The organism is Amycolatopsis sp. NPDC114504 (assembly GCF_055633595.1).
Genome location: NZ_JBVKDU010000002.1, coordinates 630,190 through 651,933, shown reverse-complemented (window position 1 = coordinate 651,933; position 21,744 = coordinate 630,190). Strand labels below are relative to the sequence as shown.

General features: G+C 70.6%; 18 protein-coding genes. 9 read left to right on the top strand and 9 right to left on the bottom strand.

The genetic code is table 11. The annotated features are described in order from the left end of the window. Positions 1-4: 4 nt before the first annotated feature. The 9 genes from asnB (at position 5) to ACZ7PG_RS14755 (ending at position 11,713) form a co-directional block, all read left to right on the top strand. A complete protein-coding gene (gene asnB / locus ACZ7PG_RS14795) occupies positions 5-1,915 on the top strand; it encodes an asparagine synthase (glutamine-hydrolyzing) (protein ID WP_470239593.1) in 1,911 nt (636 codons plus the stop codon). After that, on the top strand, positions 1,912-4,095 hold the full coding sequence (locus ACZ7PG_RS14790) for a bi-domain-containing oxidoreductase (RefSeq protein ID WP_470239592.1): 2,184 nt from the start codon (positions 1,912-1,914) through the stop codon (positions 4,093-4,095). Before asnB ends, ACZ7PG_RS14790 begins: the two co-directional genes overlap by 4 nt. Before the next feature lie 53 nt (positions 4,096-4,148). Beyond that, entirely contained in the window at positions 4,149-4,343 is a 195-nt protein-coding gene (locus tag ACZ7PG_RS14785) for a hypothetical protein (protein WP_470239591.1), read from the top strand. Next, entirely contained in the window at positions 4,340-6,286 is a 1,947-nt protein-coding gene (locus ACZ7PG_RS14780) for a heparinase II/III family protein (protein WP_470239590.1), read from the top strand. The genes ACZ7PG_RS14785 and ACZ7PG_RS14780 overlap by 4 nt, the downstream gene beginning before the upstream one ends. Positions 6,287-6,295: 9 nt before the next feature. Then, the gene (locus ACZ7PG_RS14775) at positions 6,296-7,819 is read left to right on the top strand and encodes a right-handed parallel beta-helix repeat-containing protein (RefSeq protein ID WP_470239589.1); all 1,524 of its coding nucleotides are present in this window, start codon (positions 6,296-6,298) and stop codon (positions 7,817-7,819) included. A gap of 1 nt (position 7,820) precedes the next feature. Continuing rightward, a complete protein-coding gene (locus ACZ7PG_RS14770; RefSeq protein WP_470239588.1) occupies positions 7,821-9,074 on the top strand; it encodes an O-antigen ligase domain-containing protein in 1,254 nt (417 codons plus the stop codon). Continuing rightward, a complete protein-coding gene (locus ACZ7PG_RS14765) occupies positions 9,071-10,246 on the top strand; it encodes a glycosyltransferase (RefSeq protein ID WP_470239587.1) in 1,176 nt (391 codons plus the stop codon). The genes ACZ7PG_RS14770 and ACZ7PG_RS14765 overlap by 4 nt, the downstream gene beginning before the upstream one ends. Beyond that, on the top strand, positions 10,243-10,890 hold the full coding sequence (locus ACZ7PG_RS14760) for a phosphatase PAP2 family protein (protein WP_470239586.1): 648 nt from the start codon (positions 10,243-10,245) through the stop codon (positions 10,888-10,890). The genes ACZ7PG_RS14765 and ACZ7PG_RS14760 overlap by 4 nt, the downstream gene beginning before the upstream one ends. Before the next feature lie 208 nt (positions 10,891-11,098). Further along, positions 11,099-11,713, top strand: a complete 615-nt coding sequence (locus ACZ7PG_RS14755) for a maleylpyruvate isomerase family mycothiol-dependent enzyme (RefSeq protein WP_470239585.1) — start codon at positions 11,099-11,101, stop codon at positions 11,711-11,713. Here ACZ7PG_RS14755 and ACZ7PG_RS14750 read toward each other — a convergent pair. The 9 genes from ACZ7PG_RS14750 to ACZ7PG_RS14710 all read right to left on the bottom strand — a co-directional run bounded on the left by ACZ7PG_RS14750 (position 11,700) and on the right by ACZ7PG_RS14710 (position 21,743). Then, the gene (locus tag ACZ7PG_RS14750; RefSeq protein WP_470239584.1) at positions 11,700-12,314 is read right to left on the bottom strand and encodes an HAD family hydrolase; all 615 of its coding nucleotides are present in this window, start codon (positions 12,312-12,314) and stop codon (positions 11,700-11,702) included. The genes ACZ7PG_RS14755 and ACZ7PG_RS14750 overlap by 14 nt on opposite strands. A gap of 166 nt (positions 12,315-12,480) precedes the next feature. Beyond that, positions 12,481-13,962 (bottom strand): right-handed parallel beta-helix repeat-containing protein, encoded by a 1,482-nt coding sequence (locus tag ACZ7PG_RS14745; RefSeq protein WP_470239583.1) that lies wholly within the window; start codon positions 13,960-13,962, stop codon positions 12,481-12,483. Between the two features lie 93 nt (positions 13,963-14,055). Beyond that, on the bottom strand, positions 14,056-15,372 hold the full coding sequence (locus ACZ7PG_RS14740) for a glutamate-1-semialdehyde 2,1-aminomutase (protein ID WP_470239582.1): 1,317 nt from the start codon (positions 15,370-15,372) through the stop codon (positions 14,056-14,058). A gap of 5 nt (positions 15,373-15,377) precedes the next feature. Next, on the bottom strand, positions 15,378-15,926 hold the full coding sequence (locus ACZ7PG_RS14735; protein WP_470239581.1) for a dTDP-4-dehydrorhamnose 3,5-epimerase family protein: 549 nt from the start codon (positions 15,924-15,926) through the stop codon (positions 15,378-15,380). Further along, the gene (locus ACZ7PG_RS14730; protein WP_470239580.1) at positions 15,923-17,107 is read right to left on the bottom strand and encodes a polysaccharide pyruvyl transferase family protein; all 1,185 of its coding nucleotides are present in this window, start codon (positions 17,105-17,107) and stop codon (positions 15,923-15,925) included. Before ACZ7PG_RS14730 ends, ACZ7PG_RS14735 begins: the two co-directional genes overlap by 4 nt. Then, positions 17,104-18,048: a glycosyltransferase family 2 protein gene (locus tag ACZ7PG_RS14725; RefSeq protein WP_470239579.1), complete on the bottom strand. Its 945-nt coding sequence runs from the start codon at positions 18,046-18,048 to the stop codon at positions 17,104-17,106. The genes ACZ7PG_RS14730 and ACZ7PG_RS14725 overlap by 4 nt, the downstream gene beginning before the upstream one ends. A 7-nt stretch (positions 18,049-18,055) precedes the next feature. Next, entirely contained in the window at positions 18,056-19,438 is a 1,383-nt protein-coding gene (locus tag ACZ7PG_RS14720; protein WP_470239578.1) for a hypothetical protein, read from the bottom strand. Positions 19,439-19,443: 5 nt separating this feature from the next. Next, complete coding sequence (locus ACZ7PG_RS14715; RefSeq protein ID WP_470239577.1) at positions 19,444-20,724, bottom strand: DUF4910 domain-containing protein; 1,281 nt, start codon at positions 20,722-20,724, stop codon at positions 19,444-19,446. Then, on the bottom strand, positions 20,724-21,743 hold the full coding sequence (locus tag ACZ7PG_RS14710) for an NAD-dependent epimerase/dehydratase family protein (RefSeq protein WP_470239576.1): 1,020 nt from the start codon (positions 21,741-21,743) through the stop codon (positions 20,724-20,726). Before ACZ7PG_RS14710 ends, ACZ7PG_RS14715 begins: the two co-directional genes overlap by 1 nt. Position 21,744 lies beyond the last annotated feature (1 nt).

Sequence of the window (21,744 nt, the reverse complement as noted above, 5' to 3'; positions counted from 1 at the left end):
CGAGATGTGCGGCATCGCAGGCACCTACCTCTGGCCGGATGGCGGGCCGCTCACCGACCGGCTGACCAAGACGCTGGCCCACCGCGGGCCGGACGGCTCCGGCCGGTACGACCACGCCGTCGGCGGGGGCTCGGTCCACCTCGGGCACCGGCGGCTCTCGATCGTCGACCTGACCGAGACCGGCGCCCAGCCGATGGTCCTCGACGGCCTCGCGCTGAGCTACAACGGCGAGCTGTACAACGCGCCCGAGCTGCGGGCCGAGCTTTCCGCCGCCGGCGTGCGGTTCCGCGGCACGTCCGACACCGAGGTGCTGCTGCAGGCGTGGCGGCGCTGGGGCACGGACTGCCTGCCGAAGCTGCGTGGGATGTTCGCCTTCGCGATGTTCGAGGAAGGCACCGGCGAGCTGTTCCTGGTCCGCGACCAGCTGGGCATCAAGCCGCTGTTCTTCGTGCAGCGCGGCGGCGGGGTCGCCTTCGCCTCCGAGCTGAAGGCGCTGGCCGGCGAGCTGAGCGGGTCGCTGCAGGTCGACAACGCGGCGCTGATCGCGTCGCTGCTCTACTACTGGGTGCCGGACAGCCGCTGCGCCTACCAGGGCGCGGAGAAGCTGCAGCCGGGCACGTGGCTGCGCTGCCGCCCGGATGGCCAGGTCGACCGCGGCCGCTACTGGTCGCTGCGGGAGGTCGCCGAGGAAGGTGCGGCGTTCGAGGGCGAGGTCGACCTGCACGAGGTGATCGCCGAGTCGACGGCCAAGCACCTGATCTCCGACGTCCCGGTCGCGACGTTCCTTTCGGGCGGGCTGGACTCCAGCTACCTGACGGCGCTGGCCGCGCGCTCGCAGCCGGGGATCTCCGCGTACACCATCGGCTTTCGCGCCGAGGACGCGAAGTTCGAGGCGATGCCGGACGACCTCAAGTACGCCCGGATCGTCGCGGAGAAGTTCGGCGTCGACCTGCACGAGATCGAGATCGCGCCGCAGGTGCTCGACCTGCTGCCGAAGATGACCTACCACCTCGACGAGCCGATCGGCGACCCGGCGGCGATCAACTCGTTCATCATCTGTTCGGCCGCGCGCGACGCCGGCGTCAAGGTGATGCTGTCCGGGATGGGCGCCGACGAGCTGTTCGCCGGGTACCGCAAGCACCTCGCGAACCTGATCGCGTTGCGCTACCACAAGGTTCCGGGCGCGGTGCGCAAGCCGGTCGAGTCACTGGTGGACCGGCTGCCGGTCGCTTCCGCCAAGCGCGGGTACCGGTCGGTGCGGTTCGCGAAGCGGTTCCTGTCCTTCGCGGGCCTGCCCGAGGAGACGGCGTTCCGGCGCAGCTACACGATGTACGACCAGGCCGAGCTGCTCTCGCTGGTCAACCCGGACTTCGCAGCCGACGTCGACTCGGTTTTGACCGAGCATGCGGACACCTACAACGACCAGGCGCTCGACGACTTCGTCAACCGCATGTGCCTGGCCGACTCGCGGATGTTCCTGCCCGGGCTGAACCTGACCTACACCGACCGGTCGACGATGGCCGCGTCCACCGAGGTGCGGACGCCGTTCGTCGACGTCGAGGTCGTGCGCGCCGCGTTCAAGATCCCGGGCGACAAGAAGATCGTCGGCCGCGCCGGCAAGGTCGCGCTGAAGAACGCGGCGCTGAACATCCTGCCGAGCGAGATCGTGCACCGGCCGAAGGGCCTGTTCAGCGCGCCGCTGCGGGCGTGGATGAGCCGCGACCTGGCACCGCTGGTGCGCGAAGTCGTCAACGAGGGCGTGCTCGTTTCTTCCGGATTTCTGCAGCGGGAGGCGTTGCAGCGCATGGTCGCCGAGGACGCCGCCGGTCAGGAAGACCGCGGCAAGCACCTCTGGCACGTCTTGACTCTTGAGTATTGGTACCGGAACGCGATGTCTGGAGCGGGAGCGAAGTGAAGCAGGTAGTCCAGAACTACAAGAGCGGTGAGCTGGCGCTGCTGGAAGTGCCCGAGCCCGCCTGCAAGGCCGGCGGCGTGCTCGTCCGCACGGTGTACTCGCTGATCTCGACCGGCACCGAGATGATGAAGGTGTCCGAGGCCAGCCTGTCCCTGGTGGGCAAGGCGAAGGCCCGCCCGGACCAGGTCGCGAAGGTCATGCAGAGCGTCGCCACCAACGGCCTCTCGGCGACCTACCGCAAGGTGACGTCCAAACTGGACTCCTACACCCCGCTCGGCTACTCGCTGTGCGGCATCGTCGAGCAGGTCGGCGACGGCATTACCGACGTCGCGGTCGGCGACCTCGTGGCCTGCGCGGGCAACGAGCACGCCCTGCACTCCGAGCTGAACTGGGTGCCCAAGAACCTCTACTCGCGCGTCCCGGCCGGCGTCGACCCGCGGCACGCGGCGTTCGGCACCGTCGGGTCGATCGCCATGCAGGGCGTCCGCCGCGGCGAGCCGCAGATCGGCGACGTCGCGCTGGTCATCGGCCTCGGCCTGATCGGCCAGCTCGTCGTGCAGCTGCTGACGTCGTCGGGAGTGCGCGTCGTCGGCGTCGACCCCGACCCCGAGCGCTGCAAGCTCGCCGAGAGCCTCGGCGCGCTGACCTGCGCACACCCGGCGTCCGGCATCGTCGACACCGCCGTGGAGGAGCTGACGCACGGCGCGGGCGTCGACCAGACGTACCTCGCCGCGGGCGGCAACACGAACGACCCGGTGGAGCTGGCCGCGAAGCTGTCGCGCGACCGCGGCCGCGTCATCGACATCGGCAAGTGCAAGCTCGACCTGCCGTGGAACGCCTACTACGAGAAGGAACTGGACGTCCGGTTCTCGCGGTCGTACGGGCCGGGCCGCTACGACCCGTCGTACGAGCTCGAAGGCCGCGACTACCCGATCGGCCAGGTCCGCTGGACCGAGCGCCGCAACCTCGAGTGCGTCATCGACCTGATCGCGCGCGACCGCCTCGACGTCGAGCCGCTGATCACGCACGTGTCGGACTTCTCCGCCGCGGTCGAGACGTACAAGGCGTTGAACGAGGGCGAGCTCAAGGCCGTCGCGGTGCTGTTCCGCTACCCGGACGCGGTGGCTCGGACGGAGCCGGTGATCACGTCCGCGCGGGTCGGCGTGGCTTCGGCTTCGTCTTCGGCGGCCGCTTTGCCGGCCGGGCAGGCCGTGCGCCTGGGCTTCATCGGCGCGGGCAACTACGCGTCGTCGATGCTGCTGCCGCACCTCGCCGAGCGTGCGGACGTGCAGCTCAAGCACGTCGCGACGACGTCCGCTCTCTCGGGAGCCAACGCGAAGCGGAAGTTCGGCTTCGCTTCGGCGTCGACGGACATCGACAACGTCCTCGGCGACTCGTCGATCGACGCGGTGTTCGTCGTGACGCGGCACAGCTCGCACGCCGAGCTGACGCGCCAGGCGTTGCTGGCGGGCAAGTCGGTGTTCGTCGAGAAGCCGCTGGCGCTGTCGCCGGAGGAGCTGCAGAAGGTCCTGGACGCGATCGAGGAGTCCGGCAACGACCGCCTCCAGGTCGGCTTCAACCGCCGGTTCGCCCCGCTGCTGCACGAGGCCCGCGGCCAGTTCGGCCCCCGCGTCGGCCCGGCGACGGTCCGGTACCTGGTCAACGCGGGCCGTCTCGACCACGGCAGCTGGTACAACCAGACCGCCACCGAGGGCTCCCGCTTCGCGGGCGAGGGCGGCCACTTCATCGACACGGTGAGCTGGCTGCTCGACGCCGACCCGGTGTCGGTGTACGCGACCGGAGACCTCCAGGTGACGCTCGGCTACGAGGACGGTTCGACGGCGGTCATCACGTACGCCGAGACGGGCTCATCGGGCTTCCCGAAGGAGACCCTCGACCTCACGGCGGACGGCAAGGTCCTGAAGTTCGACGACTTCGTGCGCGCATCGGTGTACTCCCGCAAGAAGTGGGCCAGCTCCCGAATCCCGAAGGGCCGCGACAAGGGCCAGGCCGCCGAGGTGGACGCGTTCCTGACGGCGGTCCGCACGGGAGGCCCGATGCCGATCTCGGTGGCCTCGATGGCCGCGACGACGCTGGCGACGTTGGCCGCGCAGGCGAGCGTCTCGAACGCGGCGCCGGTCCGGATCGAGGTGCCGACCAAGGCGGGTGCCCCGGCATGACCAGGTGTGGGGGCGATCGGGCTGCAGCCGGTGCGGAAGGCGGGTGCTCGGAGATGACGAGCGTCCCGCCGATCCGGCTGGCGCGGAAGGCGGGTGTCCGGCCGGGCGTCGCGCCGGTCCGGCTGGAGCTGCCGCAGGAGGCAGGTGCCTTGGGCAGGCCGAGCGTCGCGCCGGTCCGGTTCTCGCGGAAGGCGAGCGTCGCGCCAGTTCGGGTGGAGCTGCCGCGGGAGGCAGGTGCGCGGACATGATGGGGCCTGGCTGGTACCTGCGCCGGCTTTCCCGGATGGGGCCGGCGGAGGTCGTCGGCCGTGCTCGGCATGCCGTTGTCCAGCGGCAGTGGCGGACTGCCCTGCCCACGCCGCCCGACTGGCCGTCGCACCCGCGCTTCACGGCCGCGCTGCCGGATGGGGTGCTGGGCAAGGTGCCCGGCGAGGCCGTCAAGCGGCTGCTCGCCACCGCCGACGAGCTGATGACCGGCCGCGCCGAGTACTTCGGCGTGGTGCGCTCGGACCTGGAGTCGCCGGACTGGTTCCTCGACCCGAAGACCGGCCGGCGCGCGCCGTCGGACGTGTACGCCTTCGATGTCCCGTACCGGTCGGAAGACACCGTCGGCGACATCAAGCAGATCTGGGAGCCGTCGCGCCACCAGCACCTCACCGTGCTGGCCGCGGCGTACGCCCTGAGCGGCAACTCGGACTACGCGGAGCGCGCGGCCGCCCACCTGCGTTCGTGGTGGGCGGAGAACCCGCCGCTCCAGGGGCCGCACTGGGTCAGCGGCATCGAGCTGGGCATCCGGCTGCTGTCGTGGGTCTGGACGCGCCGCCTGCTCGACGGCTGGGCCGGCGTCGGCGAGCTGTTCGAGGACAACCCGGACTTCCAGCTCCAGCTGTGGCACCACCAGAACTGGCTTTCGACGTTGCGCAGCCACGGCTCGTCGGCGAACAACCACGTCATCGCCGAGGACGCCGGGCTGCTGGCCGCGGCGTGCGCGTTCGGCTGGTTCCCGGAGTCGCCGCGCTGGCGGACCGAGGCGATGCGCTCGCTCGACGTCCAGCTGGGCCGCAACACCTTCGACTCGGGGCTGAACGCCGAACTGGCGTCCGAGTACCACGGCCTGGTCCTGGAGCTCGGCCTCGCGGCGGCGGTCGAGGCCGACGCGGCGGGCACCCCGGTGCCGGATTCGACGTGGGGCGTCCTGCTGCGGATGACCGACGCGCTGGCGTCCATTGTGGACAACCGGCTCCGGCCGCCGCGCCAGGGTGACGCCGACGACGGCTTCGGCCTGATCGTCGACGGTCTCGAGACCGACCGTTGGGCGTCGCTGCTGGCGACCGGCGAGGCGCTGTTCGGCCGGCTCGACTGGTGGCCGCCGATCCCGGGCGACGACGTCCGCACGCCGTTGCTCGCGTCGCTCGCCTCGCGCACTCCGCGGGCTTCCGGCGTCCGCGCCGGGCGCCGTCCCGCCCACCTGCGGGACGCGGGCATGACGATCCTGCGGTCGGGCCGGATCTGGGCTCGCTGCGACGGCGGCCCGCACGGCTTCCTGTCGATCGCCGCGCACGCCCACGCCGACGCGCTGTCGGTGGAGGTCCGCCACGACGGCGTCGACATCCTCGCCGACCCTGGCACCTTCTGCTACCACGGCGAGCCGCGGTGGCGGTCGTACTTCCGCTCGACGCTCGGCCACAACACCCTCGAACTGGCCGGGACCGACCAGTCGGTGTCCGGTGGGCCGTTCCTGTGGACGCGGCACGCGGTCACGAAGGTGCTCGACGTGCGCACCCCCGACGAAGGCCCCTCCCGCTGGACGGCGGCCCACGACGGCTACGCGCCCGCGGTCCACCGCCGCACGGTCCACCTCGACGGCGACGTGCTGAAGATCGTCGACGAAGTGCTCGGCGACGCCCGCCCGGCCGCCCGCCTGGCGTTCCACCTCGGCCCGGCGGTCACCGTCCGGCTCGAGGGGAACGTCGCCCACCTGAACTGGCAAGGCACCGCCACGGGTTCCGTGGCACCGGTGCACACCGCCGTCATGGAACTGCCGCCCGAGCTGTCGTGGACGGCCCACCGCGGCGAGCTCGACCCGCCCCTCGGCTGGTACTCCACGGGCTTCGGCCGGAAGGAACCTTCGACCACGCTCGTCGGCTCCGGCACCCCCGGAAACCTCGCCACCCTGCTCCGCTTCAGTTAGGACCCGCCCGTGACAGCCCGCCGCTCCCGACTCCGCCGTGCCGCTCCGCTGCTCGGCGTCCTCCTCACGGTCGCGGCGTGCTCGAGTGGCCCGGACAGCACCGGCCCGGCCCAGGCGACCGCCGTCCCCAGCGGGTCGGTCGCGGCGGTCTGCGACAAGGAGCCGGCCGGCCCGTCGACGGCCCCGGCGGGCGCGGTCGTCGTCGACCCGGCAGTACCGGGCGACCTCGCCACCAAGACGCGCGCGGCCGGAGGCGGCACGACGTTCTGGCTCAAGCCGGGCAAGCACATCCTCGGCGACGACAAGTACGACCAGGTCTCGCCCAAAGACGGCGACGTCTACATCGGCGCACCCGGCGCGGTCGTCGACGGCCGGAAGATCAACCAGTACGCGTTCACCGGCCACGGGACGAACGTCAAGCTCACCTACCTGACGGTCCAGGGCTTCGTCGCGCCCCGCGACGAGGGCGTGGTCAACCACGACTCCGGCGACGGCTGGGTGATCGAGCACTCGACCATCCAGGACAACGACGGCGCCGGCCTGATGGCGGGCGCGCGCCAGCAGGTGCGCGGCAACTGCCTGCGCCGCAACGGCCAGTACGGGATCAACGCCTTCTCCGGCAACACCCCGATCACCGCGCTGGTCGTCGAGGGCAACGAGATCGCGGGCAACAACACCGGCGACTGGGAAGCCAAGATCGACGGCTGCGGCTGCACCGGCGGCGTCAAGTTCTGGGACGTCAACGGTGCCGACGTGCGCGGCAACTGGGTGCACGACAACAAGGGCACCGGCCTGTGGGCCGACACGAACAACAACGACTTCCTCATCGAGGGCAACCTCATCGAGAACAACGACAGCGCCGCGATCATCTACGAGATCAGCTACAACGCGATCATCCGCGACAACACGATCCGCAAGAACAACTGGGTCGACGGCCGCCGGTACGCCGACAAGGGCGACAACTTCCCGACCCCGGCGATCTACATCTCCGAGTCCGGCGGCGAGCCGCGGATCAAGGCGCGGACGGCGAAGCTCGAGATCTCCCGCAACTACCTGGAGAACAACTGGTCCGGGATCACGTTGTGGGAGAACGCCGACCGGTACTGCAACAGCCCGGCCAACACCTCGTCCGGGGACTGCACCCGGCTGGTGCCCGACGTCAAGACGTGCGCGGACCCGGCCATCACCAGCGGGCCGCTGCTGAGCGACTGCCGCTGGAAGACCCAGCACGTCGACATCCACGACAACAAGTTCGTCCTGGACCCGGCCGTCGTCGGCTGCCAGGCGTCGTGCGGCCGGATGGGACTCCTCTCGAACTTCGGCACCTACCCGGACTGGTCGCCGTACAAGGGCGACGTCGTCCAGGAGGCGATCACGTACAAGCAGGACAACCGCTGGCACGACAACAGCTACGCCGGCCCGTGGACCTTCATCGCTTACACGACCGACCGCATCCTCGAGGTCGGCGAGTGGGAAGGCTCGCCGTACTCGCAGGACACCGGCAGCACGTACACCGCACAGGGCGGGGGCTGACATGACGGCGCAAACCGGTATCGCGGGCATCCGCGGCGACGCCGCGGCCGAGCCGGCGTCGGCGACGCCGAAGTGGGCCGCGCTGGCGTGGGCCCTGCTGATCATCAACACGCTCGGCTCGACCGGCGCGAAGACGGTCATCCCGCTCCCGCGCTCGGTCAGCCAGCTGGTCACCATGGGCTCGCTGATGACGGCGTTCGTGATCGCGCTGGCGCTGAACAAGCACCTGCGGATCCGGCCGAGCGCGTACCTGCTGCTGCTGACGTTGCTGCTGCTGACGAGCATCCTGTCCAGCGCCGACCTGCAGGAGGGCGCCGGCGCGTTGTTCCGGTGCTTCCGGCTCACGGTGTTCGTCTCCACGCTCTGGTTGCTGACCCGCTGGTGGGACGGCGGGTTCACGTTCGTCCGAGCCCATATCCGGACGTACTCCGTCGTGCTCGCGTCGGTGGCGATCGGCCTCGTGATCTCGCCCGGCAACGCGATGCCGGAGGAGTACGGCGGCCGGCTTTCGGGCGCGGTCTGGCCGCTGACCCCGCCGCAGATCGGCCAGTACGCGGCGGTCATCTCCGGGCTCACGCTCCTTCTCTGGTTCGGGCGTCGCACGACGTGGCGCAGCGCGGTGTACATCGTGGTGCCGGCGTTGGGGCTGTTGCTGCTCACACACACCCGCACGGCGACGCTCGGCCTGGTCGCCGGGCTGGCCGTGGCCTTCCTGTCGATGCTGTTGACCAGCGCCCGCGCGCGGAAGGTGTTCGCCTGGACGGTCGGTGTCGGCGGGGTCTCCGGCGTGGTGCTGGCGGGCGCGCTGCAGGCGTGGTTCCTCCGCGGGCAGAGCGCGGACAACTTCTCCAGCCTGACCGGCCGCGCGAAGGTGTGGGACGCGCTGCTGGAGGCCCCGCGGACGACGTCGGAGTACATCTTCGGGGTCGGGCTGACGGACAAGTCCTACGACGGCCTGCCGATCGACAACAGCTGGCTCGCGATCTACCACGAGCAGGGCTTCGTCGGGATCGCGCTGGTGGCGGGGTTCCTCCTCACGTTGGTCGTGGTGGCCGTGCTGCGGCCGCCGTCGCTGGCTCGCGCGTGCGCGATCTTCCTGATCACCTACTGCCTTTCGGCCTCCTACACCGAAGCCGGTCTCGGCGACGCGTCGCCGTACCTGCTGCACCTGGCCCTGGCCGCGTCGCTGCTGGTCCGCGGGGCGCCGCAGTCCGACGAACAAGCATTCATCCCGGCGAAGGGGACAAGCGCGTGAAGGTGCTCGTGGTGCACAACCGGTACCGCTCCGAGCAGCCGAGCGGCGAGAACAACGTCGTCGACGCCGAGGTGACGCTGCTCGCCGAGGGCGGGCACCAGGTGTCGCTGTTCGAGCGCCGCAGTGACGACATCGCCACCATGCCGGTGCCCCGCAAGGCCGCGGTGCCGCTGACGGTGCCGTGGAACCCGGCGGTGCGGAAGGAGCTCGCCGCCCGGCTGCGCGCGTCGCGCCCGGACGTCGTGCACATCCACAACACGTTCCCGCTGCTGTCGCCGTCGGTGGTCGCGGCCTGCGCGGACGCGGGGGTGCCCGCGGTCGCGACGCTGCACAACTACGGGATGGTCTGCCCACCCGGCACGCTCCACCGCGACGGCCGCATCTGCACCGAGTGCGTCGGCGGCGCACCGCTGCCGGCCGTGAAGCACGGCTGCTACCGCGGTTCACGTGTGGCGACGCTCCCGATGGCGGCGAGCACGGCCGTGAACCGGCGCCGGTGGTGGACGGGCATCTCCCGGTTCTTCTGCATTTCGGCGGCTCAACGTGACCTCCTGGTGTCGGCCGGAATGCCCGGCGAGCGGATGGCGGTGAAGCACAACTTCGTCACCGACCCCGGCGTCCGCCGCACCGGCGACGGCAAGCACGTGCTGTTCCTCGGCCGCGTCACCGAGGAGAAGGGGGTCGGCCTGCTGATGCGGGCGTGGGACCGCCTCGGGGGTGCCCTGGGGATCCCGCTGGTCATCGCCGGCACCGGCCCGATGCAGGACGAGGTCGCGACCTGGGCGGACGGCCGCGCCGACGTCTCGTACGTCGGCCTGCAGAACAAGGCGGAGTGCCGGGCCCTGACGGCCGACGCGGTGGCGGTGGTGGCGCCTTCGACGTGGCTGGAGGCGTTCGGCCTGGTGGTCGTCGAGGCCATGGCCGCGGGCGTCCCGACGGTGGCGGCGTCGCACGGAGCGTTCCCGGAACTGGTGGAAGACGGCGTCACCGGTCTTCTGCACGCACCGAACGACGCCGACTCGCTCGCGGACCGGCTGCGGGTGGTGGCCGGCGACCGCAACCACGAGATGGGCGACGCGGCCCGAGTCCGGTACGAGAAGGACTTCACCCCGGCGGTCGGCTTGGACCGGTTGATCGCCGGGTACGAGGCGGCGATCGAGGCGCACGGGTGAGGCAGCTGGTCCGTGAGGCGCCCGCGGCCCTGCCGGCCGCGTTGCGCGCCCCCCTGGCCATGACGGCTGCCCTCGCGACGGCGGTCATGGTCGCCCTGGGCATCCTGCACTTCCACGACTCGGGGCTGACGGGGATCGACGCGGCGGTGCTCCCGTCGATCGACGGCGTCCAGCCGCCGTGGCGGTACGTGGCCCTGGTCTTCGACTTCGGCGGCGAGCCCGTGGGGTCGACGATCCTGGTCGCGGTGCTCGCGGTGGTCTGCTTTCTGCTCCACCGCATCCGGACGGCCGTGCTGACCGTGCTCGGCGTGGTGGCCACGGTGGCGGTGACGACGCTGCTGAAGCCGATCGTCGGCCGCACCATCCACGGCGAGTTCCTGTCTTATCCGAGCGGCCACACGGCGTTGGCCACCGCGCTGGCGGTGGTGATCGCACTGCTGCTGGCCGACCGCCTGGGTCTCGGCCGGGCACCGGCGGTGGTCCTGGTCCTGGGGTTGGCCTTCGTCGCCGGGCTGGCGATGGGGTGGGCCGAAGTGGCTCTGGGCGCCCACTACCCGACGGATGCCCTGGGTGGGTTCTGTGCCGCGCTGGCGGCCGTCCCGGCGACGGCGTGGCTCGTGGATCGCGTGGCCGAACGGCTGTGAGGCCGGGCCGTCGGGCGCTGCGGTGGCTGATCGGCGAATCAGGCTGAGGAATGGTCGCGCCGGATCCGCGTGGTCGCGGGGCTTTCGCAGCCGGTACGGGAACCCCCGCGGTGCTGTTCCGGCTGGGTCGGCGCCGGTCTCCGCCCAGCTGTCGGTCTGGGGCGGTCGCGTTCGTCGGTGGGGTGACCTACCTGCGAAGGAGAGACCGATGATCCAAGACCTGATCGCCGCCGAACGGCGGGAGCTGGCCGACGTGCTCGGTGAGCTGTCGCCGGCCGACTGGGGCTCGGCGACCCTGTGTGCCGGGTGGCGGGTTCCCGAGGTGGTCGCCCACATGACCATGCCCTTCCGGTTCTCGACCGGACGGTTCGTGCGCGAGATGGTGAAGTCCGCGGGCCGCTTCAACCGGATGGCCGACCGCGTGGCTCGCCGGGAGGCCGTCGAGCTTTCCCGGGAGGCTTTGGTCGCCTCGCTGCGGGACAACGCCGACCACCAGTGGCGGCCGCCCGGCGGCGGACCGGAGGGCGCTCTGAGCCACGACGTGATCCACGGCCTCGACATCACGACCGCTCTCGGGCTGGAACGCCGCGTGCCCCGGGAACGACTGGAGGTGGTTCTTGGCGGGATCAGGCCGAAGCACGCGAAGTACTTCGGCGTCGACCTGACCGGCGTCTGCCTGCGTGCCGACGATCTCGACTGGTCGTATGGCGCCGGGACCCCGCTCACCGGTCTGGCCCAAGACCTGCTTCTTGTTCTCTGCAACCGGCGTCTGCCGGCGGGACGTCTTCGGGGGGAGCCGAGCGCGCGCTTCACCACGGTCTGAGCTCCTTCCGCAAAGCCTCCATTGTGGACAGTTGAGCCGTGCCGTACCGCAACGCCTGCAGTCCCGTGGCGCGCGCGGCCGAGACGTTCTCCGCGCGGTCGTCGATGAGCAGGATCCGGTTCGGCGCGACGTCGAGGCGGAGGCAGACGGCCGTGAACGCTTCGGGCGCCGGCTTGCGCACTCCGGTGTCGCCGCTGACGAACCAGTCGGTCAGGTACTCGCCGAGGCCGAACCGGTCGCGCAGGAGCTTCGACCACTCGCCGACGTCGTTGCTCAGGCACCCGAGTCGCACTCCGGTGGCGTCGAGCTCGGCGAGGACCGCGACCACGCCTTCGGTCAGGCGGTGGTTCCGGCAGTACTCCTCGTCCGACGCGCCGGACGCGCCGGCCGTCGCCCAGAAGTCGGCGGAGGACATCTTGCCGAGGCTGCATTCCTGGTACAGCTGGGCGATTTCCTCCCGGCGTAGCACGCAGCCGTGACTGCGGAGGTAGGGCACGAGCAGCTCACCGACGTCGTCGGCGGAGGAGTAGAGGACGCCCATCGCGTCGAACAGGACGACGTCGATCGCGTCGCGGTCGAGGGGTGCGGGGATGGCGGACATGTCTCCGACGGTACCGAACACCCGTGCGAACGCCATCGCTGAAACGGGTGAAGTGCGACTGTCCGGAATTCTCCGTTCGCGACTTTTCCCTTTCACTGCAAGGGAAAGAGTGACCGCAGGCGCGGACCGCGTCGAAAAGTGTCGGACCCCGTCGGCAAGCTCCTGATCAGCAGCCGGCGGTCCCACCGTCGAACGAAGAACACTCGTCCTGCGAGTAGGGCTCCGCCCGCCAGCCCGCAGCGTCGACCGTCCTGGAGGTGTCATGCGCGACGAAGGTCCACGGCCCGGCGTAGGAGTTGTCGTGCCACCGGTTGCCCTGCCGGAAGGTGATCGCCTCCTCCACGACGGTTCCCTTGTAGGGAGACCAGTCGGGGAAGGTGCCGTAGTTCGACAGCAGTGCCATCCGCCCGCAGAGGCTCGTGCAGCCCACCCGTCCCGGGTCGAACCGGAAGGTGTTCCCGTGCACTTCCACGCGCTGGGTCTTCCAGCGGCAGTCGTCGTACGCCGGTGGCTGGGCGATCGTGCCGGCCGTGCACGAAGACTTCGAAGCCACCTTGGTGCAGTAGCCCGAAGACGTGTTGGCCGGGCTGTTGCAGAAGCGGTCGGCGTTCTCCCACAACGTGATCCCGGCCCAGTTGTCCTCGAACGTGTTCCCGCTGATGTCGACGGCCGAGGTCCGGGCCGGCACGCGGGGCTCGCCGCCCGACTCCGACAGGTACACCGTCGCTGCCGGGAAGTTGTCGTCGCGCGACGCGAACGCGCGGCCCTGCACCAGGGTGTTGCCGCGGAACGTGTTGCCGCGCAGTACGAGGTTGTAGCTGGTCTCGTAGAACAGCGCCTCGGCGTCGTTGGCCTCGAACAGGTTGTCCTCGACGAGGAAGTCATTGTTGTCCGTGTCCGCCCACAGGCCGGCACCGTGGTTGCCGTGGACCCAGTTGCCGGTGATGTCGGCGCCGTTCACGGCCCAGAACTTCGCGCCGCCACTGCACCCGCAGCCCGGCACCTTGGCCTCCCAGTCACCGGTGTTGTTGCCGGTGATCTCGTTGCCCTCCAGCACGAGCCCGGTGATGCCGTCACCGGCCTGGTAGGCGTTGAGCCCGTACTGGCCGTTGTTCCGCAGGCAGCTGTGCCGGACGACCTGGCGTGCCCCGGCCATCAGTCCCGCGCCGGCGTTGTCCTCGATGGTCGTGTTCTCGATGAGCCAGCCGTCGCCGGAGTCGTGGTTGACCACGCCCTGGTCCTGGAGCGCGGCGAACCCGCGGATCGTGAGCCCGCGGAGCGCGACGTCGCGGGCCCGCTGGGTGAAGGCCGCCTGGTTGACGCCACGGCCGTCGACGACCGCACCCGGCGCGCCGAGGTACACGTCGCCGTCCTTCGGGGCGACCTGGCCGAACCGGTCGGTGCCGAGCGTGTGGGTGCCGGGGCGGAGCCAGAACGTCGTGCCGGGCGGGTTCGCCGCCGTCTTGGCCGAGAGGTCCCCGTCGACGCCCGGATCGACGGGGACGGCCCCGGGAGGCGCTTCCTCGTGCCCCGCGGGCTGGTGGTCGCACACCGGCCCGGGCCCGTCGGTGGCCCGCGCGATCGCCGGGCAAGCCACGGCGATCAGGAGCGAGCAAGCGGCGACGAGTACCGCACGAGGTCTGCCCATGGATGGAAGTTACGCACGAACGGGCTGGAAAACAGTCACCCTCAAGTGTCCTCATCGGACCCAAGGGGTGAATCCGGCCCGTCCGGGCGGAGATCAGGCGAACTTGCGGAACACCGGCTGCACCGGCCGGCCGCCCATCCACGGAGTCGGGTCGTTGGCGTCGAGGGCCTTCCGGTAGACCGTGCAGGCCTGGGCGACCACGTCGATCGTCTTGTCGATGTCGGCCTCGGTGAGCGCGGCGCTGACCACGAAGGACGGTCCGAGCACCCCGCCGGAGACCAGCTCGCGCAGGAACAGCGTCCGGTACGGCTGGGACGGCTTGAGCTCCTCGTCGAGCGTGCCGAAGACCAGGTTGCTGGACCGGCCGCGGACGACCACGTGGTCGCCGACCCCGATCCCGGCCGCGACCTCGCGGACGCCGGCGGCGAGCCGGTCGCCGAGAGCGTGGAGCCTGCCGATGACGTCCTCGTCGCGGTAGACGTCCATGACCGCAATCGCGGCGGCGAGGGAGTGGGTCTCCGCGCCGTGCGTGGTGGAGAGCAGGAACACGCGCTCCCGGTCGGTGTGCAGCCCGCCGATCTCCATCAGCTCCCGCTTGCCTGCCAGCGCGGAGACGGCGAAGCCGTTGCCGAGTGCCTTGCCGAACGTCGAGAGGTCCGGGGTGACGCCGTAGAGGCCCTGCGCGCCGTGGGCGGACCAGCGGAACCCGGTGATCATCTCGTCGAAGATCAGCACGGCGCCGTGGCGCGTGGCGAGCTCCCGCAGGCCCTTGAGGTACCCCGGCGGCGGGCCGACCGCGGCGGCCGGCTCCAGGATCAGGCACGCGATCTCGCCCGCGTGGCGCTGCAGCAGCTCCTCCGTGGCCTGCAGGTCGCCGTAAGGGAAGGACACGACCGCTTCCGTCGTCTCCTCCGGGATGCCCGCGTTCATCGGCGTGGTGCCGATGAACCAGTCGTCGGTGGAGAAGAAGGCGTGGTCGGCGCACTTGGCGACGATCCGGCGGCCGGTGGCGGCGCGCGCCAGCCGGACCGCGGCGGTCGTGGCGTCCGAGCCGTTCTTGGTGAACTTCACCATGTCGGCGGTCGGGACGGTCTCGAGGAACCGCTCGGCGGCTTCGGCCTCGATGATCGACGGGCGGATGAAGTTGCTGCCCTTGTCCAGCTCGGCCCGGACGGCATCCAGGACTCGCGGGTGGGCGTGGCCCAGGCTGACTGCTCTCAGCCCGGAGCCGTACTCGATGTACTCGTTGCCGTCGACGTCCCAGACGTGGCCGCCGAGGCCGCGGGAGATGACCGGAGCCATCATGTCGGGATACTGGTCCGAGCCCTTGGCGTAAGTGTGCGCTCCGCCCGGGATGACCCGGTGCAGCCGCTCGTTCGCCTCCGTGGAGCGGGGCAAGTTCGTTCCCATGGGGGTCACCTCGTTGGTTTCAACGCCTCTCCGAGAGACGGCGCGCGCTCATCCCGGTCACTGACCATTGTGACCGACAGTGGCCACGAAATGTCCAATTCTGGGTCTTTGTACGAAATTGTGATGTCTTCGGACGGGTCGTGGGGACGATCGATACGGTACGAGACGTCCGAGATATCGGTGAGTGACTGGAATCCGTGCGCGCAGCCCGCGGGGATGTACACGGAAACCTGCGTGTCACCGGAAAGTTCGAACGTTTTCACAGCACGGAATGTGGGCGAACCCGGTCGGAGATCCACGACGACGTCGAAGATCGCGCCGGAAGAGCACCGCACCAGCTTCGCCTCGCCGGCTCCGCCGCGCAGGTGCATCCCGCGGACGACTCCCTTGCGGGAGCGGGAAAGGCTGTCCTGGGCGAAGCCGTCCGGGTCGATCCCCACCGACGCCACGACGTCGCGGTCGAACGTCCGGCTGAAGAAGCCGCGCTCGTCGGCGTGCGGGGTCGGTTCGAACAGGTACACGCCCTCGATCTCGGGCACCGGAATGGCCTTCATCGCGCACCCCCGAAGAGGGCCGCCGAAAGGGCGGCGAACTGGTCCTTGAGTCGTTGGACGTTGTTCTCGTTCCGTTCCGCCAGGATCTGGCGCAGTTCCGGCGAACGGTTTTCGAGTTCGGTGAACTGCTCGACGAGCCGGTCGAAGTCGACGGTCTTCGCCCGCTGGGTGAAACCGTCGAGGCCCATCTCCGCCATCAGCACGTCGTTCTTCGGCGCGTACCCGATCGCGACGGTCGGTTTCGCGACCTTCAGGGCGCAGAGCACGTTGTGGTAGCGCGTGGCCACCACGCTGTCCACCGCCGCCATCTCGTGCATCAGCTCGTCCAAGGTCTCCGCCGTGGCCGCCGTCACCAGCGGGGAAGCGGTCTTCTCGATGATCTCGTCGACGACCTGCCGGTCGATCTGGTCGCCGATGAACAGCCGGACGGGTCTGCCCTGGTCAACGAGCCGGCCGACGAAACGGTTCATCGTGTCCACGTAGTGGCGGTAGATGCGGTCGCCGTCGGCGCGGTCGTCGTTGCCGCCGTAGTAGGCCATCACGCCGACGCCGACGGTGCCCGGCACGCCGTCGGCGTCCGGGGTGGGAAGGGAGAACGCGAGGTCGGGGTAGACCTCGTCGCGGCTGGTGTCGACACCCATGGCGCGCATGGCGTCGCGGGAGATGTCGTCGCGGTAGGAGCGGTAGGCGGCGAGCCTGCCGGCCCAGCGGACCAGCGTCCGGGTGGCCCGCGCGCTGATGTGGTTCGCGCCGACGCTGACCAGCGCGACCTTGGTGCCGAAGAGCCGCCCGGCGGCGGAAAGGAGGAACAGCGAATACGGGAAACCCCACGGACGCAGCGGAAGCGTCGCTTCAAGGACGCCCATGCCGGGCACGATGACGACGTCCTGCTCGCGGACCCAGGCGGCCGTGCGGCCGATGTCGACCAGCTTGCCGAGTCCCTTGAGGACGATCGACCGGAGGCCGGACGCCGTCTCGTACTCGGCCTGGTTCCAGTGCAGGGGCGTGGTGTCGACGCCGTACCGCTCGCGGACGATGTCCGGGCCGCCCACCAGGCCGGTCAGGACGGCGTCCGGGTGCTCGGTGCGCAGGTAGCCGAGCACGGCTTCGAGGGAACCGTCGTTGCCGAGGTTCCCCGAGCCGAGCAGGCCGAAGACACCGACGCGCGGGGCACGCTTCACGCGAGCCTGCCTTCGCGGCCGGCCACGATCTCGTTGACCGTGGTGACGTCGGAGGCGGTCGGCGCGCGGTCCTCGACGCGCTCGCCGTGGCCGGACTTCGCGCGGTTGGTCAGCCAGCTGCCGAGGTGCGCGAAGCACTCGCGCTTGTCGGCGGCCGAGATCGGTGCGCGGCGGATCAGGTCCGCGAAGCCGTAGACGTACTCGCCGAGCAGGCGGACGGTGGGATTCCGGAGCCGGTTCGCGCGCCGCGGGTCCAGATTCGCGCACCGGCTCCGGATGGTCGGGTTGGCCCGTTCCGCGCGGCCCGGGTGGTCGCGGCGGAAGTAGAGCAGCTCGGGCACCTGGTGGAACGCACCGTGCAGGGCCATCTCCGCGGAGTAGGTCCGGTCGGCGTGGTGGTAGCTGTCGAGCGGCTTCACGCGGCGGAGGACGTCGGTGCGGATGACGCCGTAGAAGTCGTCGCCGCCGGGCTCGAACAGGATGCTGCGGAAGCGGTCCGGGGCGTGCGGGGACGCGGTGTTCAGCGTGTACTGGAGCGGCTGGACGATGCGGCCGTCGCCGTCGATGATCGCCTGGTCGCAGTGGGCCAGCATGATCTCGGGGCGCTCGTCGAGGGCCTCGATGCACCGCTTGAGCAGGTCGCGGGCGTAGAGGTCGTCGTGGGAGACCCACTTGAAGAGCTCGGTGCGGGACACGTCGAACACGTAGTTGTGGTTCGGGGTCGCTCCGATGTTCTTCGGCTGCCGGACGTAGCGGATCCGGGAGTCCTTCTCGGCGTAGCGGCGGCAGATCTCGTCGGTGCCGTCCGTGGACGCGTTGTCCGAGATGATCAGCTCGAAGTCTTCGTAGGTCTGGCCGAGCAGGGCGTCCAGCGACTCGGCGAGGTACTCCTCGCCGTTGTACACCGGGAGGCCGAGGCTCAGCCGCGGGACGGTGGTCATGGAGTCCTCATTCCTTGATCGGCTCTTTGATCGGCTCGAAGACCACGGTGGTTTCGTTGATCGTTTCCCTGAGCGGGGCGAAGACGATCGTGGGCGCGTCGAACCCGGGGTCGTCCGGGGCCGGCGGCACGTAGTCGCGCAGCCCGAGCCGCAGCTGCCACCACCAGACGATCGACCCGGTGAGCGTCGCGGTCGCGACACCCCAGGCGGACCCGGCCGCACCGCCGAGGAAGGCACCGGTGATGCCGAACGTGACGTAGAACAGGGAGGCGATCAGCTGCGACCGCAGGCTCCGCGGGGCGGCGCCGAGGGCACGGAGCCCGGCGGCCGCGCCAGTGGCGATGCTCGCGCCGACCACGGCGAGGGTGACCGGGAGGATCAGCGGGGACGACGAGTCCCACACGTCACCCATCACCCAGCGGCCGGCGCTGTCGGGCAGGAGTAGCAGCAGGCCGAGGCCCCAGCACAGCGCGGCGGCGGCCTGCCCGCCGCCGAGGATCACGCAGAAGTGCTTGAGCCGGTGCGGTGCCCGCTGGAGCACGCGCGCACCCTCGGCGACCGTGACCAGCGACAGGCCCATGAGCAGGGCCAGGAACGGGCCGAGCAGCTGCTCGGCACCGCGGACCGCGCCGACGGCGGTGATCCCGGTGATGGCGCCGAGACCGTACGCGCGCAGCTGGGACGCGCCGCTGTTGCTGACGTTCTCGATCAGGTACCGGACACTCAGGTCGCGCTGCGTGCGGAGCCAGCCGGCGAGCTCGCGCGGGTGCGGGAGGATGCCCGTCTGGAACCAGCCGTAGACCGCGGCGAGCGCGGCCGCGATGCCCCAGGCCAGCACGAACGCGACGACCGTCCCGATCCGGCCGGCGATGAACAGCGCCGGCATCAGCGCGACGCCACACACGACGTCGTTGAGGAACGCCTTCTTCCCCTGGCCGCGAGCGAAGAACGCGAACCGCCACGCGTCCTGCAGCAGCAGGCCGGGCAGGACGACGGCGAGCGCGACGAACGCGTTGCCGAGCGGGCCGCCCGCGGCCAGCCCGGCGATCAGGCTGACCACGCCGGTCACGCAGCCGACGCCGATCGCGGTGCCGGACGCGCTGGCGACCCCCAGGCGCCAGCGGTCCTCCGGCACCGCGCTGAACCGCACCATCAGCGGGTCGGTGGCCAGCCCGCGCGACACGTTCAGCACCACGCCGTAGGTGACCCAGGCGAGGCTGAAGATGCCGAACGCGAACGTGCCGAGCTCGCGGGCCACGTACAGCCCGACGGCGAAGTTGGTCAGGCTGGACACCGCCTGGTCGCCGAGGCCCCAGCTCAACCGTCCGGCCATCGCGCGCACCGCGCCCGACCGGAAGATCGAGCGCGGCGCACGGCGGTGGTTGGCCACGGCGCTCACTCCTTGACCAGACCGGCGTCGTGCAGGGCGCGGGCCGCGACGTCGACGATGTCGAACGGCAGGCCGGCCCGCTCGGCGATGTCGAGGAGCGAGTGCTCGCCGTCGGAGAGGTTGAGCACCCAGAGCATCGCCATCTGGGCTTCCTTGGCGTCGCTGCGGCCGCCGAGCGAGTCGTACAGCCCGCGCTTGCCGAGCTGCGGCTCGCCGTACGGGCTGAGGTTGACGTACCGGCGGTTGCGGTCCAGGACGCCGAACGCGTCGCGAAGTGCGCCGAGCGTGTCCTCCATGGCCGCCGGCGAAACGAAACTCGGGTTGTCCGCGGAGGTGTGGTACTCGGGGTAGCCCGCGTACGGCGTCCGCGTCAGGGACCCGACGCCGAGGTTGAAGCCGGGCGAGCAGAACTGGCGCTCGTCATAGCCATACGGCGAGAAGTCGACAACGCGGTGCTCGCGTGACCGGAGCACGTGCTGCAGCACGCGGTCGATCTCGGCGTCGTCGCGGCGGGACTTCTTGTACGTCAACGGTCCCGAGTCGCCCGCGCACGCCAGCACCAGGCCATGACGAACCTTCTCGATCCGCGAGGCGTTGCGTGCCAGCCACGTGATCGAGCCGATCGTCCCCGGCATGAACAGGAACCGGTAGGTGTAGTGCGGCTGAGACTCGGCCAGCTGCTGCGCCAGCGAGACGGCCACCGCGATGCCGGCCAGGTTGTCGTTGGCCAGCGACGGGTGGCAGACGTGGCACGAGACGATGACCTCGTCGGTGACGCGGCCCGGGACGACGTGCTCGCCGTAGGTGAGCGAACCGTCGGCCAGGGTCGAGTCGATGACGACGTCGTACTCGCCGTCGGGCAGCGCGTCGAGCTTCTCCTGCGCGAGGCAGAAACCCCAGGCCGGGGCGTAGTAGCTGGTCCGGTACGGCACCCACGACGGCTGGTCCGGCAGCGTGTGCAGGTGCTCCCGCAGCTCGCTCAGCGGCATCCGCCGCGACACCGGGACGCTGTACCCGACGACGTGCAGGTTCGACTCCTGGAAGTCGATGACGCGCTCACCCGACGGCGACGCGACGTACGCGTCCCGGATGTTCCACTCCTGCGGGATCGTCCAGTCCAGCACCGCCGTCCCGGTCGGGACCTCGTGCCGCTCCAGCGCGATGTGCTCGCCGATGATGTCCAGGGTCTGCCGCACGCCGTCGCCGGTGATGCTGCGGCAGATCGGGTACAGCCGTTCGACCAGGGCGTGCAGCTCCGCCCCCGACCGCAGCTGCGTGCCCGTCACTAGTGCCGCCGCATGGTGTCGTCGATGCGGCCGGCTTCGCCTTCGCTCTTCAGCCAGGCGAGCCGGGTGAACAGCTTCTCGAACGACTCCCGGGTCAGCCCGAACTTGCGGTAGGCCTCGATGAGCTCGACGGCGCCGTCCTTGACCGACCACTCGCAGGCGAAGCCCGGGATGGCGTCGCGGAAGCGCGAGAAGTCGACGCGGTAGGAGCGCGGGTCGGCGCCCGCCTCGCCGGTGATGTTCAGCGTCGAGCCGGGCACGGCCTCGACGACCTCCTGGGCGATCTCGGCGACGGTGACGTTGTTGTCCTCGGTGCCGATGTTGAAGGCCTTGTTGTGCACGGCCTCCTTGGGCGCGGTCAGCGCGGCCGTGAACGCGCGCGCGATGTCCTGGGCGTGCACCAGGGGCCGCCACGGCGTGCCGTCGGAGAGCACCAGCACCTCGCCGGACAGGTGCGCGTGCGCGGTCAGGTTGTTCAGCACGATGTCGCCGCGCAGCCGGGGCGAGTAGCCGAACGCCGTTGCGTTGCGCATGTAGACCGGGGTGAAGTCGTCGTCGGCGAGCTCGTGGACGTCGGCCTCGACGCGCACCTTCGACTCGGCGTACGGCGTCACGGGCTTCAGCGGCGCGTCCTCGTTGACGAGGTTGGCACCGCCCGCGCCGTACACCGAGCAGGTCGACGCGTAGAGGTACCGCCCGACGCCGGCCTCCTTCGCCAGCTTCGCGAGCTTCACCGACGCGTGGTGGTTGATGTCGTAGGTCAGCTCCGGCGCGAGCGAGCCGAGAGGGTCGTTCGACAGCGCGGCGAGGTGGATGACCGCGTCGAAGCCCTCCAAGTGCGAGACGGTGACGTCGCGCAGGTCGACGGCCACCCCGGCCGGGTCGGCCGGCGCGGGCCCGAGCAGGCAGTCCTCGAACAGGCCCGAGTCGAGGCCGGCGACCTCGTGACCGGCGGCGGCGAGCACCGGGGCCATCACCGTCCCCAGGTAGCCCTTGTGCCCCGTCAGCAACACCCGCATC